13 protein-coding genes are annotated in these 14,534 nt (G+C 71.6%); 7 read left to right on the top strand and 6 right to left on the bottom strand.

Annotated elements, in window-relative coordinates; all coding sequences use genetic code 11:
• Window positions 1-5 precede the first annotated feature (5 nt).
• Window positions 6-914 carry an RNA polymerase sigma factor SigJ gene (gene sigJ, locus ABZ444_RS40655; RefSeq protein ID WP_358009122.1) on the bottom strand — a complete coding sequence of 303 codons (909 nt, stop codon included), beginning with the start codon at window positions 912-914 and terminating at the stop codon, window positions 6-8.
• A gap of 150 nt (window positions 915-1,064) precedes the next feature.
• Here sigJ and ABZ444_RS40650 point away from each other — a divergent pair, with 150 nt between their 5' ends.
• A complete protein-coding gene (locus ABZ444_RS40650; protein WP_358009120.1) occupies window positions 1,065-2,210 on the top strand; it encodes an amidohydrolase family protein in 1,146 nt (381 codons plus the stop codon).
• 20 nt (window positions 2,211-2,230) lie between these two features.
• On the opposite strand, the gene ABZ444_RS40645 is transcribed toward ABZ444_RS40650, so the two are convergent.
• The gene (locus ABZ444_RS40645) at window positions 2,231-3,532 is read right to left on the bottom strand and encodes a M50 family metallopeptidase (RefSeq protein WP_358009118.1); all 1,302 of its coding nucleotides are present in this window, start codon (window positions 3,530-3,532) and stop codon (window positions 2,231-2,233) included.
• Window positions 3,533-3,687: 155 nt separating this feature from the next.
• Between ABZ444_RS40645 and ABZ444_RS40640 the strand changes: the two genes are divergently transcribed.
• Window positions 3,688-4,284, top strand: a complete 597-nt coding sequence (locus tag ABZ444_RS40640; RefSeq protein WP_357980482.1) for a response regulator transcription factor — start codon at window positions 3,688-3,690, stop codon at window positions 4,282-4,284.
• A 129-nt stretch (window positions 4,285-4,413) separates the two neighbouring features.
• On the opposite strand, the gene ABZ444_RS40635 is transcribed toward ABZ444_RS40640, so the two are convergent.
• Window positions 4,414-5,529 carry a PP2C family protein-serine/threonine phosphatase gene (locus ABZ444_RS40635; protein ID WP_352323620.1) on the bottom strand — a complete coding sequence of 372 codons (1,116 nt, stop codon included), beginning with the start codon at window positions 5,527-5,529 and terminating at the stop codon, window positions 4,414-4,416.
• A 118-nt stretch (window positions 5,530-5,647) separates the two neighbouring features.
• Between ABZ444_RS40635 and ABZ444_RS40630 the strand changes: the two genes are divergently transcribed.
• Both ABZ444_RS40630 and ABZ444_RS40625 read left to right on the top strand, forming a co-directional pair.
• Window positions 5,648-6,880: a GNAT family N-acetyltransferase gene (locus tag ABZ444_RS40630; protein WP_358009116.1), complete on the top strand. Its 1,233-nt coding sequence runs from the start codon at window positions 5,648-5,650 to the stop codon at window positions 6,878-6,880.
• A 23-nt stretch (window positions 6,881-6,903) separates the two neighbouring features.
• Entirely contained in the window at window positions 6,904-7,050 is a 147-nt protein-coding gene (locus tag ABZ444_RS40625; RefSeq protein ID WP_352323622.1) for a hypothetical protein, read from the top strand.
• Here ABZ444_RS40625 and ABZ444_RS40620 read toward each other — a convergent pair.
• Window positions 7,047-7,514, bottom strand: coding sequence for a ribose-5-phosphate isomerase (locus ABZ444_RS40620; protein WP_352360446.1), 468 nt, complete (start codon window positions 7,512-7,514; stop codon window positions 7,047-7,049). The genes ABZ444_RS40625 and ABZ444_RS40620 overlap by 4 nt on opposite strands.
• A 90-nt stretch (window positions 7,515-7,604) precedes the next feature.
• Between ABZ444_RS40620 and def the strand changes: the two genes are divergently transcribed.
• The gene (def, locus tag ABZ444_RS40615) at window positions 7,605-8,090 is read left to right on the top strand and encodes a peptide deformylase (protein ID WP_357980488.1); all 486 of its coding nucleotides are present in this window, start codon (window positions 7,605-7,607) and stop codon (window positions 8,088-8,090) included.
• 18 nt (window positions 8,091-8,108) lie between these two features.
• On the opposite strand, the gene ABZ444_RS40610 is transcribed toward def, so the two are convergent.
• Complete coding sequence (locus ABZ444_RS40610; protein WP_358009114.1) at window positions 8,109-9,512, bottom strand: aldehyde dehydrogenase family protein; 1,404 nt, start codon at window positions 9,510-9,512, stop codon at window positions 8,109-8,111.
• A gap of 130 nt (window positions 9,513-9,642) precedes the next feature.
• A complete protein-coding gene (locus ABZ444_RS40605; RefSeq protein WP_358009112.1) occupies window positions 9,643-10,263 on the bottom strand; it encodes a disulfide bond formation protein DsbA in 621 nt (206 codons plus the stop codon).
• A gap of 90 nt (window positions 10,264-10,353) precedes the next feature.
• Here ABZ444_RS40605 and pepN point away from each other — a divergent pair, with 90 nt between their 5' ends.
• Window positions 10,354-12,918 carry an aminopeptidase N gene (pepN, locus tag ABZ444_RS40600; protein ID WP_358009110.1) on the top strand — a complete coding sequence of 855 codons (2,565 nt, stop codon included), beginning with the start codon at window positions 10,354-10,356 and terminating at the stop codon, window positions 12,916-12,918.
• Window positions 12,919-13,012: 94 nt separating this feature from the next.
• Window positions 13,013-14,452, top strand: coding sequence for a protein kinase (locus tag ABZ444_RS40595; RefSeq protein ID WP_358009108.1), 1,440 nt, complete (start codon window positions 13,013-13,015; stop codon window positions 14,450-14,452).
• Window positions 14,453-14,534: the final 82 nt, after the last annotated feature.

Below are 14,534 nucleotides of genomic sequence, written 5' to 3'. Positions count from 1 at the left end.
GCGGCTCAGCGGATGCCGGTGAGCTTGTCGGGGTTGGTGACCGAGTAGACGGCGGCGATCCGGTCGCCCTCGGACGTGAGGTCGACGACGACCACGGCCAGCGGGCCGTCACCGGAGAAGACGAGCGCGCACGGGTCGCCGGCCACCCGCCGGTAGCGGAGGTCCACCGCGCCCGGGGTCAGCGTCGCGGCGACGGACATGAACAGCGCGGCGACCCGGTCCCGGCCGTGGACCGGGTGCAGGCTGGTGGCGGGGCCCTTGCCGCCGCCGTCGGTCCACAAGGTCACGTCCGGCGCCAGCACCTCCAGCAGGGCGCGCAGGTCGCCGCCGAGGGCGGCCGCGGCGAACCGTTCGGTCACCTCGGCGTGGACGTCGGGCTCGGTCCGGTGACGAGGACGGCGAGCGTGGACGTGGCGGCGCGCGCGGGCCGCGAGCTGCCGGACCGCCGCCGGCGTGCGCCCGAGGATGTCGGCCGTCTCCGGATGGCTGAAACCGAACACCTCGTGCAGCACGAAGACCGCTCGTTCCAGCGGTGACAGGGTCTCCAGCACGACCAGCACCGCCATCGACAACGACTCCCCGCTCTCGGCGGCGCCCCCGGCGTTGTCCGGGGCCGTGACCAGCGGTTCCGGCAGCCAGGGGCCGACGTAGGTCTCCTGCCGGCGGCTCAGGTCCGCCCGCCGGGCCAGCGCCTGGTTCACCGCGATCCGCACCAGATAGGCCCGGACGTTCTCCACCGGTCCGGCGTCCGGCCTGCGATGCCGGGCGGACCAGGCCAGCCACACCTCCTGCAGCACGTCCTCGGTGTCGGCGACGCTGCCGAGCATGTTGTAGACCACGGAGAACAGCAGTTCCCGGTAGCCGAGGAACTGCTCGGTGGCGGCGTCGGCCGGATGCCGCGGGGTCGGTGTCATGGCGTGCCTCCTCATGTGTCGCAACCGAAGAGTCCCGTCGTGCGGCGATTGTGACATGAAGGCATCAGGCGTGATCTATGCCACTCATGTCACAGTTCCCGGCTGGTTGCCCCTCTGTGGTGGCGTCACGACTCACAAGGGAGAGCTTCGATGCGTACATTGATCCGCGACGTCAGGGTGTTCGACGGCGAGCACACCATCGCGAGGGCCGACGTGGTGTTCGAGGACGGCCTGATCGCCGCGGTCGGCACCGGCGCGGACCAGCCGGCCGATGCCGAGGTGGACGGCACGGGCCGGACGCTGCTGCCCGGCCTGATCGACGCGCACACCCACGTGTTCGACGGCAGCCTGGCCCAGGCCCTGCGGTACGGGGTCACCACCGAGCTCGACATGTTCTGCCTCCCGCAGATCCTCGCCGGGCAGCGGCGGCTGGCCGCCGAGAACGACGACGTGGCCGACCTGCGCAGCGCCGGCACGCTGGCCACCGCGCCGGGCGGGCACCCGACCCAGCTGCTGGCGGCCCTGGCGGGCACCGTCCTGGACGGGCTCGACGTCACGGCGATCGACTTCGTCGCCGATCCCGCGCAGGCGCCGGCGTTCGTCCGGGCCAGGGTGGCCGAGGGGGCCGACTACCTCAAGATCGTCATCGACGACGGCGCCGTGCACGGGGCCGACCTCCCCGTCATGACGGCGGAGGTCGCCGCCGCCCTGGCCGCGGCGGCGCACGAGGCGGGCCTGCTGGTCGTCGCTCATGCGATCACCGCCGCCGAGGTGGGGATCGCTCTCGACGCCGGCGTCGACGGCCTGGCTCACGTGTGGACCGACCTGGCGCCGGACGACCCGGCCTCGCCGCGCCTGGCCGACCGGGTGCGCGACCAGGGGGTCTTCGTGGTGACCACGCTCGCCTACTTCGAGGCGATCACCGCCCGGCACGTCGAGACGGCCGACTGCGCCCGCCCCGGCAGCTCCGCCCACGCCGTCGGCGCGCTGCGGGCCCTGCGCCGCGCGGGTGTGCCCCTGCTCGCCGGGACCGACGCCACCCCGTTCGTGCCTGCCCACGGCGCCGGCCTGCACCGCGAGCTGCAGTTGCTCACCGAGGCCGGGCTCGGCGCCGAGGAGGCGCTCGCCGCCGCGACCAGCGTCCCCGCCCGGCACTTCGGGCTGGGCGACCGGGGCCGGATCGCCCCCGGTCTCCGTGCGGACCTGGTGCTGGTCGAAGGCGACGCCACCCGGGACGTCACCGCCGTCGGCGACATCGCCGAGGTCTGGCGTCGCGGGGTGCGCCAGACCCGGTAGCCCGTGGCGCGCCGACCTGCTCAGCCGAGCGTGAGAGGGTTGACCAGGTCGGCGTAGACCAGCAGACCGGCCATGATGATCAGCACGAACGCCATCGCGTACGTGAGCGGCAGCACCTTGGCGATGTCGACGTAGCAGGGCTCGGGGCGGCGCAGGATCCTGGCGTAACCGCGCTTGATCCCCTCCCACAGGCCGCCCGCGATGTGGCCGCCGTCGAGGGGCAGCAGCGGGATCAGGTTGAACAGGCCGATCGCCAGGTTGAACCCGGCCAGCAGGCTGACGAAGGTGAACAGCTTGCTCTTGTTGGACATGTCGGAGGCCAGGATCTCGCCGCCGAGCCGGCCCGCGCCCACCACGCCGACCGGGCCCTCGGGGTCGCGCTTGTCGCCGGAGAAGGCGGCGTTCCAGACGCCGACCATCTTCGCCGGCAGGTTGACCATCGAGCCCACGACGCGGCCGGTCAGGTCGCTCATGTAGCCCGGCACCTGCCCGATGCTCTGCTGCTCGAAGACCTGGGAGGGCACGACGCCGAGGAACCCGACGCCCTTGTCGACCTTGCCCTCGTCGGTCAGGCTCGCCATGTCGCGGGCGATGAGGGCGACGTCGAGCGTCATCGGCCTGCCGTCGCGGACGATGCCGAGCTTGACGGGGCCGGCGCCGTGGCCGCGGATCAGGCGGGTGGCGTCCTGCCAGGTCTCGATCTTCTGGCCGTCGAGGGAGACCATGCGGTCGCCGACCTTGACGCCCGCCTTGGCGGCCGGGGTGCGCTCGTCGGTGGGCGCGCACGTCTTGCGCACCTCGGTGGTCGGGATCACGCACGTGTTGGTGTCGGGCGACACGATCGGGGCGGTCTTCGGCAGGCCGATGCCGACCAGCAGGATGCTGAAGAAGATGAAGGCCAGCACGAAGTTCATCGCCGGGCCGCCCGACATGATGATGATCTTCTGCCACCACTTCTTGCGGTAGAAGACGCGGTCCTCGTCGCCGGGCCGCACCTCCTCCATGGCGGCGTCGCGGGCGGTCTCGATCAGGCTCTGGAACGGCCCGGTCCCCGCGCTCCGCAGCCTGCCGGGGTCGTCGCCGGGACGCGGCGGCAGCATGCCGATCATGCGGATGTAGCCGCCGAGCGGCAGCCACTTGATGCCGTACTCGGTCTCGCCCCGGCGGATGGACCAGGCCGTCGAGCCGAAGCCGACCATGTACTGGGTCACCCGGACACCGAAGATCTTGGCCGGCACGAGATGGCCCACCTCGTGCAGGCCGACGGAGACCATCAACCCCACCAGGAAGAGAAGGATCCCGGCGACAAAGAGCCAGTTCATCTACGCGCGCTCCAGGCAGACAGACGGTCTCGACGTTCCCAGACTAGTCGAACTCATCACATCCCTCGGGCTTGCCCGCACTTTGGTGAATCAACGGACCGCATTGACAGTGAGCGATCAGCCGATCACCCTGGGAGACGATGGAGGGGGACGTCTTGATCCGCATACTCATCGCCGAACACCTGCCCTTGGTGCGACGCGGTCTGCAGGCCACGCTCGAAGCCGAGCCCGACCTGCGGGTGGTCGCCGAGACGGGCTGCCCCGACGGTGTGCTGCCGGCCGCGCGGTCGAGCGCGCCCGACGTCGCGATCGTCGACCTCGACCTGCCCGGCCTGCCGGTCGCCACGCATCTGACCGAGCAGGTCCCCCGCTGCTCGGTGCTGATCCTGTCCGCGCGGCCGAGCCCCGGCCAGGTGCGCAGGGCGTTCAACGGGAGCGTGCTGGGGTTCATGAGCCTGCGGGTGGCGCCCGAGCGGCTGGCCGAGGGGGTGCGCCAGGTCGCCGCGGGCGGGCGGGCGGTGGAGGCCGAGCTGGCGGTGGCGGCCCTGCAGTCGGCCGCCAACCCGCTCACCAGGCGGGAGCTCGACGTGCTGCGCATCGCGGCGGGCGGGGCGAGATCGACGGAGATCGCCGACCAGTTGTTCCTGTCGGTCGGCACCGTCCGCAATCATCTGTCGCGGATCATGTGCAAGACGGGCGCCCGCAACCGGCTCGACGCCGTGCGCATCGCCAGCGACAGCGGCTGGTTGTGAGGGACCGGACGGGATGACGGGCCCGGTGGAGCCGCGCCGCTCCGCCGGGACCCGAACAGTCAGATGATCTCAGCCCGCCGACCCCGTTGCCAGTGACCGCCATCACGACCTGACCCGTGTGAAACGTCACTACGGACGCCAGATCAACACCAGCGCGCAGTCGTCGTTGTGGCCCGAGGACATCGCGTTGACCAGCGCCCTGGCGCCGTCGCGGAAGCCGGAGGGCAGCAGCCGCTCCGCCTCGCCGAGCAGCCGGTCGAGCCCTGCGTCGATGTCGCGCCCCGGCTGCTCGATCAGGCCGTCGGTGTAGAGCAGCAGCGCGTCGCCCTTGCGCAGGGTGCCGCTGTCGGGCTCGCAGTGGAGGTCGGGCACCACGCCGAGCACCACGCCCTTGGCCGAGGCGACCTGCCAGTTGCCGGTGCCGGAGTCGAGCTTCACGACCGGCGGATGGCCGGCCGAGGTGATCGTGTAGTCGCCGGTGGCCAGGTCGAGGCGGACGTGCACGGCCGTCACGAAGCCCTCGTCGCCGCGCTGGCGGTGGAGGTAGGCGTTGCACGCGGGCAGGAAGTCGTCGACCGAGCCGAGCAGCCCGCCGAACGTGCCCGACAGCAGCAGCGCGCGGGTGCCGGCGTCGACGCCCTTGCCGGAGACGTCGACGAGGGCGATCTCCACGGAGTCGCCGTCGCGCATGGAGACCAGGAAGTCGCCGCCGAACGACGAGCCTCCGGCCTGCTTGAGCACCACCTTGCCGCCCCAGTCCTTCGGCAGCGGGGGCAGCTCGCCCTGGCTCCTGAGCCGGTCGCGCAGCTCCAGCAGCATCGCGTCGCCGCGCAGCCCCTGCACGCCGAGCTTGCCCCTGGTACGGGCCATGAGCACGGCAAGCACAGTGGTGAACACGATCGTCACCGTGAGCCCCAGCCCCACCCGCGCCACCCCGAGCGTGGCCGCGACGTAGGTCAGCGCGACGCCCACCGCCACCAGCAGCTTGACCAGGCTGCGCAGCCGCAGCTGCAGCCCGCCGATCAGGGTGACCAGGATGAGCAGCGACGGCGAGAACCACTCGGTGGACACCTTCGCCGCCAGCAGCCCGATGACGAGCGAGAGCACGGTCAGCGTGATGAGCAGGTTGCGGTCACGGGCCAGCGGCCCTCTCCGGACGAACCGGACGGCGGACACCAGGAACGGCACCCGCACCAGGACCGCGCGGACCCGTGGCGGAATCAACGGCGCCGGACGGGAACTCATGATGCGTGTGACTGTATCGGTCTGACCCCTGTTTGGGCAGCCCACTTGACCAACGCCTTGATCATTAAGCACGGATATTGGGTGGCCGTCCCCCTTTGCCCGCTCCTACCGTGGACGGATGACCTATCCGATCCGTCCCATTGACGAATCCGAGTGGCCGGGCTTCGCCGGCGTGCTCGCAGAGGGGTTCGGCTGGACGCCGCATCCCACCCAGGACGAGCGGTTCAAGGCGGCCACGGAGTTCGACCGCACCCTGGTCGCCTTCGACGGCAGCACCATGGCGGGCGTCACGTCCGTCTTCAGCCTCACGATGACGGTCCCCGGCGGACGTCAGATCCGCGTGGGCGGCGTGACCGCGGTCAGCGTGCTTCCCTCGCACCGCCGCCGCGGCGTGCTGTCCGCGCTGATGCGCCGGCAGCTCTCCGACATCCGCGACCGCGGCGAGACGGTGGCCGCCCTCTACGCCTCCGAGTCGCTGATCTACGGCAGGTACGGGTACGGAAGAGCGGCCAGCGAACTGTCGTACAAGATCGACAAGCACCGCTCGGCCTTCGTGCGGGACGCCCCCACCGACCCGGCGCTCCGGCTCAGGGTGGTCTCCCCCACCGAGGCCAGGGCCGACTTCGAGAAGCTGTTCGCCGCCGTCGTGACCCGGCGTCCGGGCCGGTACGAGCGCAACCGGCACGTCTGGGACGCCTTCCTGGCCGACGAGGAGCACGACAGGGGCGGCTGGGGCTCGCTGCGCGCGGTGCTCGCCGAGGACGACGAGGGGGTGCGCGGTTACGCGCTGTTCCGCACCAAGTCGGCGTGGGACCCCAACGGCGTGCCCAGCGGCGAACTGCGGGTGCTCGAGCTGGAGGCGACCGACCCGGCGGCCTATGCCGTGCTGTGGCGCAACATGCTGGACCGTGACCTGATCACCAAGCTGGAGGCGTACGCCCGGCCGGTGGACGACGCCCTGATCGCGCTGTTCGCCGACTCCCGCCAGCTGCGCGCGACCTGGTCCGACGAGCTGTGGGTACGCCTGGTCGACGTCGACAAGGCCCTCACCGCCCGCGCCTACGCGGCCCCCGTGGACCTGGTGATCGAGATCGAGGACGACGTGTGCCCGTGGAACGCCGGCCGCCGGCGGCTCACCGCCGACACCACCGGCGCGGAGTGCAAGCCGGTGGACGACGAGCCGCACCTGACGGTGCCGGTGTCCGCGCTCGGCGCGGCGTACATGGGCGACGGCCTGCTCGGCGCGCAGCTCGACGCGGGCCTGCTGCGCGAGCACACGCCGGGCGCGGTGCGGGCGCTGGCCGCGGCCATGGCGTGGAGCCCCAAGCCGCTGGCCGGTCTGGTGTTCTGAGACACAGGACGTAGGCTCGGAGCATGGCCCTGCAAAGTCTGCAGATAACCGCGACCATCGCCATGCGGGCCCGCGACGTGTCCAGGCCGTCGAAGGAGCAGCAGGAGGCCGCCGACCGGCGGCCCCTGCGCGACGAGATGCCACGGCGCGAGGCCAGGCGCAAGACCTAGGGCAGCGAGGGCAGCTGGCCGATCGTCTCGTAGGTGGTCAGCTGCGCGATGCGCCTGCTGTGGCGCTCGCTGCCGGAGAAGGAGGTGGTCAGGAAGACCTCGACGAACCTGGTCGCCTCCTCGGTCGTGTGCATGCGCGCGCCGATGCTGACGACGTTGGCGTTGTTGTGCTCGCGGGCCAGCGAGGCGGTCTCCTCGCTCCAGGCCAGGGCCGCGCGGATGCCGCGCACCTTGTTGGCCGCGATCTGCTCGCCGTTGCCCGAGCCGCCGATCACCACCCCCAGGCTGCCGGGGTCGCCGGCGACGCCCTCGGCGGCGCGCAGCACGAACGCCGGATAGTCGTCCTCGGCGTCGTAGACGAAGGGACCGCAGTCGGTCACCTCGTGGCCGTGGTCCTTGAGCCAGGACACGAGGTGGTTCTTGAGCTCATAGCCGGCATGGTCGGCACCGATGTAGACACGCACCCGCCCAGTCTTCCACAGCCCCGCCGATCCCACTCGCTGGCTAGAGTAAGGACCCCTACCGTTCCCCAGTCCTTACGAAAGTGGAGACGCATGCGTGAGATCCGCGTCATCGGCGATCCGGTGCTGCGCACGCCCGCCGAGCCCGTCACCGACTTCGACCGCGAGCTGCGCCGCCTGATCGAGGAGATGTTCCAGGCGATGTACGCGGTCAACGGCGTGGGCCTGGCCGGTCCGCAGATCGGCGTGTCGCGGCGGCTGTTCGTCTACGACATCGCCGGGCGCAAGGGCCATGTCGCCAACCCGGTGCTCACCGTCGACGACGCCGAGGAGGTCTCCGACGAGGAGGGCTGCCTGTCGGTGCCCGACCGCCGCACCCGCACGCCGATCTACGCCCCCGTCGCGCGGGCCGCGGGCGTCACCGTCGAGGGCATCGACCGGCTGCAACGGCCCGTGCGCATCAAGGCCCGCGGCTCGCTGGCGCGCTGCTTCCAGCACGAGACCGAACACCTCGACGGCAAGCTGTACGTGGACCGCCTGCCGAAGGACGAGGCCCGCAGGATCATGCTGCGCGCCTAGGCCGCGGCGGGCGGGGGCCTACAGCTGCAGCGACTTGATCTCCAGATACTCCTCCAGGCCGAACTCGCCCAGCTCGCGGCCCACGCCCGACTGCTTGTAACCGCCGAAGGGGGCCAGCGGGTTGAACTGGCCGCCGTTGACGACGACCTGGCCGGTGCGCAGCTTGCGGGCGACGGCCACCGCGCGCTCCTGGCTGCCCGACCAGACCGCGCCGGCCAGGCCGTACCTGGTGTCGTTGGCGATCTCCACGGCCTGGCCCTCGCTCGTGTACGGGATCAGCGCCAGCACGGGCCCGAAGATCTCCTCCTGCTCGATCGTCATGCCCGGCTCGACCCCGGCGAAGACCGTGGGCTCGACGTAGAAGCCGCGCTCGCGGGGGCGCTCGGTGCCGCCGGCGACGAGCCTGGCGCCCTCCTCCTGGCCCCGGTTGATGTAGCGGACCACCCGGTCGCGCTGGGCCGCCGACACCAGGGGCCCGACCCTGGTGGCCTCGTCGAAGGGGTCGCCGACGGTGTACTTGCGGGTCGCCTCGACGGCCAGGCGGACGGCGTCGTCGTACTGGTCGCGGTGGACGATCATGCGGCTCCAGGCCGAGCAGGTCTGGCCGGCGTTGATGAAGCAGTTGGCCACGCCGACCTTGACGGCCGTGGCCAGGTCGGCGTCGGGCAGGATGATGTTGGCCGACTTGCCGCCGAGCTCCAGCGCCACCCGCTTGACGGTCTCGGCGGCGAGCGCGGCGACCCGGCGGCCGGCCGCGGTGGAGCCGGTGAAGGAGACCATGTCCACCTCGGGATGGGCGGCCATCGCCTCACCGACGACCGGGCCGCGCCCGCTGACCAGGTTGAACACCCCGGGCGGCAGGCCCACCTCGTCGAGGATCTCGGCCAGCGCGTACGCCGCCAGCGGCGCCACCTCGCTGGGCTTGAGCACCACCGTGCAGCCGGCGGCCAGCGCCGGGCCGACCTTGCAGATGATCTGGTGCAGCGGGTAGTTCCAGGGCGTGATCGCCGCGACGACCCCGATCGGCTCCTTGACCAGCAGGGAGTTGCCGATGCGGGACTCGCGCGGGTAGCTCTCGGCCAGCTGCGCGTAGGAGGACAGGACGGCCGCGGGCATCAGCGTCTGCACCTTGAGCGCGAAGCCGAGGGGCGCGCCCATGTCGGTGGCGATCGTCGCCGCGACGCTCTCGGCGCGCTGTTTGAGCAACTCGGCCGCGTCGCCGAGGAGCTTCCCGCGCTGGGCCGCCGAGGTGTCGGACCAGGCGGGGAACGCCTCGCGCGCCGCCGACACCGCCGCCTCGACGTCGTCGGGGGTGCCCGCCGGCACCCGGTCGATGATCTCCTCCGTGGCCGGGTTGGCGACCTCGACGGACTCGTCTGACGTGGAGGCGTTCCAGGAACCGCCGATATACAGCTGGCGCATGGGTCCATCCTCGCGTGCACGACGTGGGCTGGCGAGAGCACGGAGCGGGCAGAGGGAGATTCCTCATCCTCGGCGCGCCCGAGAACCTACCGCCGGGGTATGAGTCTTACCCCGGCGGTGGACGACATATCTAGTCGAAGGTGGGCTGTCTGGTACGAGTCCGCTTGAGCTCGAAGAAGTCCTCGAACTCGGTGACGAGAAGCACGCCGTCCCACAGCCTGCCCGCGTCCTCGCCCTTCGGGATGGACGTGATCACGGGGCCGAAGAAGGCGTTGGCGCCGACGCGGATGACCGGGGTGCCGACGTCCTGGCCGACCAGCGTGATGCCCTCCTGGTGGGAGGCGCGTACGGCGTCGTCCCACTCGGTGGAGTGGGCGGCGGCGGCGAGGTCGCGGCTGAGGCCGATCGCCACCAGGGAGTCCTCGATCAGCTCGCCGAGGCGGCTGAGGTCCTTCATCCCGCGCTCGTTGTGCAGGCGGGTGCCGAGCTCGGTGTAGAGCGGCCCGACGACCTCGTCGCCGTGCGCGGCCCGCGCGGCGGCCACCACGCGGACGGGTTCGATGGCCCTGGCGATGGCCTCACGGTAGGACTCGGGCACGTCGTTGCCCTCGTTGAGGACGTTGAGGCTCATGACGTGCCAGCGCGGCTCGATGGCGCGTACCTTCTCCACTTCGAGAAGCCATCGTGACGTCGCCCAGGCAAATGGGCAGAAAGGATCGAACCACAGGTCCACGGGAATCTTCTCAGTCACGTGGGGCCATAACCTGAGGGTGTCGAGGTCCTATTCCCGGCGTGGCAGGATACCGACAAACTACAACGAAGTGGTGAAAAGGAGCGCAACTTGGCAGGCAACCTGACCCGGGACGAGGCTCGTGAGCGCGCCCGGCTGTTGAAGGTCGAGTCGTACGAGGTCGCACTCGACCTGACGGAGGGGGACGAGCGCTTCGAGAGCGTCACGACGGTGCGCTTCACCAGCACCAGTCCGGGCGCCTCCACCTTCATCGACCTGCATGGCGCCAACGTGCGCAAGGTCACCCTCAACGGCACCGACCTCGACGTCTCCTCCTACGACGCCGACAAGGGCCGCTTCCCCCTCCCCTCGCTGGCGGAGTCCAACGAGCTGCTGGTCGACGCCGACTGCAGCTACATGCGCACGGGCGAGGGTCTCCACCGCTTCGTGGACCCGGTCGACCAGAAGGTCTACCTGCACAGCCAGTTCGAGACGGCCGACGCCCACCGCATGTACGCCTGCTTCGACCAGCCCGACCTCAAGGCCGTCTTCCAGCTCACCGTGCTGGCCCCCGCCGACTGGGAGGTCGTCTCCAACGGCGCCGCGGCCAAGGTCGAGGACCTCGAAGGGCAGTCCGGCCGCCACGGCGGCGTCCAGGCGGCCAGGCGCTGGGAGTTCGAGCCGACGCCGGTGATCTCGACGTACATCACCGCGCTGGTGGCCGGGCCGTACTACAAGGTCACCTCCGAGCACGACGGCATCCCCCTCGGGCTCTACTGCCGCGCCTCGCTCGGCGAGCACCTCGACGCCGACAACCTCTTCGAGGTCACCAGGCAGGGCTTCGACTTCTTCCACCGGGTGTTCGGCGTCCGCTACCCCTTCACCAAGTACGACCAGCTCTTCGTGCCCGAGTTCAACGCGGGCGCGATGGAGAACGCCGGTTGCGTGACGTTCCTGGAGGACTACGTCTTCCGGTCCCGGGTCACCGACGCGGTCGTCGAGCGGCGCGCCGAGACGATCCTGCACGAGATGGCCCACATGTGGTTCGGCGACCTGGTCACCATGCGCTGGTGGGACGACCTGTGGCTGAACGAGTCCTTCGCCACGTACGTGTCCGTGCTGGCCCAGGCCGAGGCCACCCGCTGGGGCAACGGCGCGTGGACCACGTTCGCCAACGTGGAGAAGTCCTGGGCCTACCGCCAGGACCAGCTTCCCTCCACCCACCCGATCGCCGCCGACATCCCCGACATGCAGGCGGTCGAGGTCAACTTCGACGGCATCACGTACGCCAAGGGCGCCTCGGTGCTCAAGCAGCTCGTCGCCTACGTCGGCCTGGACAACTTCCTGGCCGGGGTGCGCGACTACTTCGCCGAGCACGCCTGGGGCAACACCGAGCTGAAGGACCTGCTCGCCGCCCTTGAGCGCACCTCGGGCCGCGACCTGTCGTCGTGGTCGAAGGAGTGGCTGGAGACCGCGTGGGTCAACACGCTGCGGCCCTCCTTCGAGGTGTCCGACGGCCGCTTCACCTCCTTCGAGGTGCTGCAGGAGGCCCCGGCCGACTACCCGACGCTGCGCTCGCACCGCATCGCCATCGGCCTGTACTCGCTGGCCGACGGCGTGCTCACCCGGACCAAGCGGGTCGAGCTCGACGTGGTGGGCGCCCGTACCAGCGTGGCCGAGCTGGTCGGCGCCGAGCAGCCCGACCTGGTGCTGCTCAACGACGACGACCTGACCTACGCCAAGATCAGGCTGGACGAGCGTTCCCTGCGCACGCTCGTCGAGGGCGGCATCGCGGCCTTCACCGAGTCGCTGCCGCGCGCCCTGTGCTGGTCGGCGGCCTGGGACATGACCCGCGACGGCGAGATGTCCACCCGCGACTACGTCCGGCTGGTCATCTCCGGCGCGGGCACGGTCTCCGACATCACGGTCCTGCAGGCGGTGCTGCGCCAGGCGCGCCAGGCCGTCCAGCAGTACGCCGCCCCGGCCTGGCGGGCCGAGGGCGAGGCGCTGCTGGCCGCCGAGCTGCGCTCGCAGATCGGCTCGGCCGCGCCCGGCTCCGACCACCAGCTCGCCTTCCTCCAGGCGTTCGCCCCGGTGGCGGTCTCCGGCGCCGACCTCGACCTGCTGCAGGGCATCCTCGACGGCACCGGCGTGCCCGAGGGGCTGACCGTCGACGCCGACCTGCGCTGGACGCTGGTGGCCGCGCTGGTCTCCGGCGGCCGGCTGGGCGAGCCCGACATCGCCGCCGAGCTGGAGCGCGACCCTACGGCGACGGGTGAGCGGTCGGCCGCGCTGTGCCGGGCCGCCATCCCGACGGCCGAGGCCAAGGCGGCGGCCTGGGAGCGGATCGTGGGCGGCGACCTGGCCAACCACATCGCCCGCAACACCATCGCCGGCTTCCAGGACGCCCACCACGCCGAGCTGCTGGAGCCGTACCGGGAGAAGTACTTCGCCGAGGTCGGGCGCGTCTACCGCGAGTGGACGTTCGAGAAGGCCTCGACGTTCGCCATGAACTGCTTCCCCGCGCTGCTCATCGAGCCCGCCACGGTCCAGGCCGCCCAGGACTTCCTGGCCGCCGAGCAGCCGCCGCAGGCCCTGCGCAGGCTGGTCCTGGAGGGCGCCGACGGCGTCAGCCGCGCTCTGCGCAACCGCGAGACCGACGCCGCGTCGGCCTGATCCGCCCGGGTCCCCGCCATGCCCGGCGGGGGCCCGGCTTCGCGCTGCGCCGAATACGGCCTGAGCACGGAGACCGGGTGTTAGCCTCAAGTACGTGCTAGGCGCCGGTACCACGCTCAACGACCGCTACGTGCTGGCCGACCGCCTCGGCGGCGGCGGCATGGGCGAGGTCTGGCGTGCCGACGACCTGGTGCTGGGCCGGGCCGTCGCGGTCAAGGTGATGATGCCCGCGCTGTCGGAGAACCCCACCTTCACCCAGCGCTTCCAGAACGAGGCCAGGGCCATGGCCACGCTCAGGCACCGCGGCGTGGTCGGCGTCTACGACTACGGCGTCCACGAGGCCGACGGGCGCCGGGTCAGCTACCTGGTGATGGAATACGTCCGGGGCGAGTCGCTCGACCGGGTCCTGCGGCGCGGCCCGCTCGGCGCGCACGAGGCCATGCGCCTGGTCGCCGAGGTGGGCGACGCGCTGGCCGCGGCCCACGCCCAGGGCATCGTCCATCGCGACGTCAAGCCGGCCAACCTCATGGTCCGGCCCGACGGGCAGGTGGCGCTGACCGACTTCGGGGTCGCCCACTCCGGCTCGGCCGGTCACCTCACGGCCACGGGCACCATGCTGGGCTCGGCCGCCTACTGCGCGCCGGAGATGGCCGCGGGCAACGAGGTCACCCCGGCGGTCGACGTCTACGCACTGGGCGTGGTGGCCTACGAGTGCCTGACCGGGCGGCTGCCGTACCAGGGGGACACCCCTGTGCAGATCATCTTCAAGCATCTCAACGCACCCGTGCCCGAGCCGCCCGCCGACCTGCCTCCGGCCGTGCGCCAGGTGGTGACGCGGGCGCTGCAGAAGGACCCGGCGCAGCGCTGGTCGTCGGCGTCCGACATGGCGCGGGCGGCCCGCGCGTCGGTCACCGGCGCGGCCCTGCCCGTCCCGCCGGCGGCCGCGTCCACGACGGGCTCCCACACAGGTCTTCCTACTGACCCGCACACGGGTCTTCCCACGGGCTCCTACCCGGGTCTCCAGCCGACGGGCGTCATGCCCGTGGCCGACACCGGCTCGTCGCTCACCATGCCATCGGCCCCCGACGGCGGCAGGTCCCGCCGGCGTCGCACGCTGACGGCCGTGGCCACGATGGCGGCCGCCGTCGTGGTCTCGGCCGCGGTGGCGGGGTCGGTGTGGCTGCGTCCGGCCGAGCCCGCCAGCACGGGCCAGGTGCTGCCGCCCGCCGACGAGACCACGCAGGCCCACAGCCCGAGCAGCCCCGAGCACACCACCAAGGAGCCGGCGCCGCCGACCAAGGCCGTGCCGACCGCGAAGCCGAGCGGCACCACCAGCGCGACCCCCGGCCCGACCGTGGCCCCCACCACCCCGAGCGCCACGCCCACCGTCTCGCCGAAGCCCACACCGACCGTGACCACCGCCGAGCCCGAGCCGACTCAGGAGCCCACCCAGCCTCCTGAGGAGCCCACGGACGAGCCCACGGTCACCAGCCCGCCCGAAGACGTCCAGTGCGTACGCGCCCCGTGCCCGTGACCACCCCAGGACGTCCGATGCGTGCGCGCCCGTGACCACACCAGGACGTCCGGTGCATGCGTGCCCTATGTCCGTGACTGCT

This window comes from Nonomuraea sp. NPDC005730 (genome assembly GCF_040630865.1).
In the GTDB taxonomy this organism is placed as follows: Bacteria; Actinomycetota; Actinomycetes; order Streptosporangiales; family Streptosporangiaceae; genus Nonomuraea.
Note: the sequence above shows the minus strand (reverse complement) of the source record. Positions and strands in the feature narration are given on the sequence as shown.

Excerpts from the sequence above, each read along its gene's own strand:
- sigJ (WP_358009122.1), bottom strand. The coding sequence starts at position 914 with ATGACACCGACCCCGCGGCATCCGGCCGACGCCGCCACCGAGCAGTTC.
- ABZ444_RS40650 (WP_358009120.1), top strand. The coding sequence starts at position 1,065 with ATGCGTACATTGATCCGCGACGTCAGGGTGTTCGACGGCGAGCACACC.
- ABZ444_RS40645 (WP_358009118.1), bottom strand. The coding sequence starts at position 3,532 with ATGAACTGGCTCTTTGTCGCCGGGATCCTTCTCTTCCTGGTGGGGTTG.
- ABZ444_RS40635 (WP_352323620.1), bottom strand. The coding sequence starts at position 5,529 with ATGAGTTCCCGTCCGGCGCCGTTGATTCCGCCACGGGTCCGCGCGGTC.
- ABZ444_RS40630 (WP_358009116.1), top strand. The coding sequence starts at position 5,648 with ATGACCTATCCGATCCGTCCCATTGACGAATCCGAGTGGCCGGGCTTC.
- ABZ444_RS40625 (WP_352323622.1), top strand. The coding sequence starts at position 6,904 with ATGGCCCTGCAAAGTCTGCAGATAACCGCGACCATCGCCATGCGGGCC.
- def (WP_357980488.1), top strand. The coding sequence starts at position 7,605 with ATGCGTGAGATCCGCGTCATCGGCGATCCGGTGCTGCGCACGCCCGCC.
- ABZ444_RS40610 (WP_358009114.1), bottom strand. The coding sequence starts at position 9,512 with ATGCGCCAGCTGTATATCGGCGGTTCCTGGAACGCCTCCACGTCAGAC.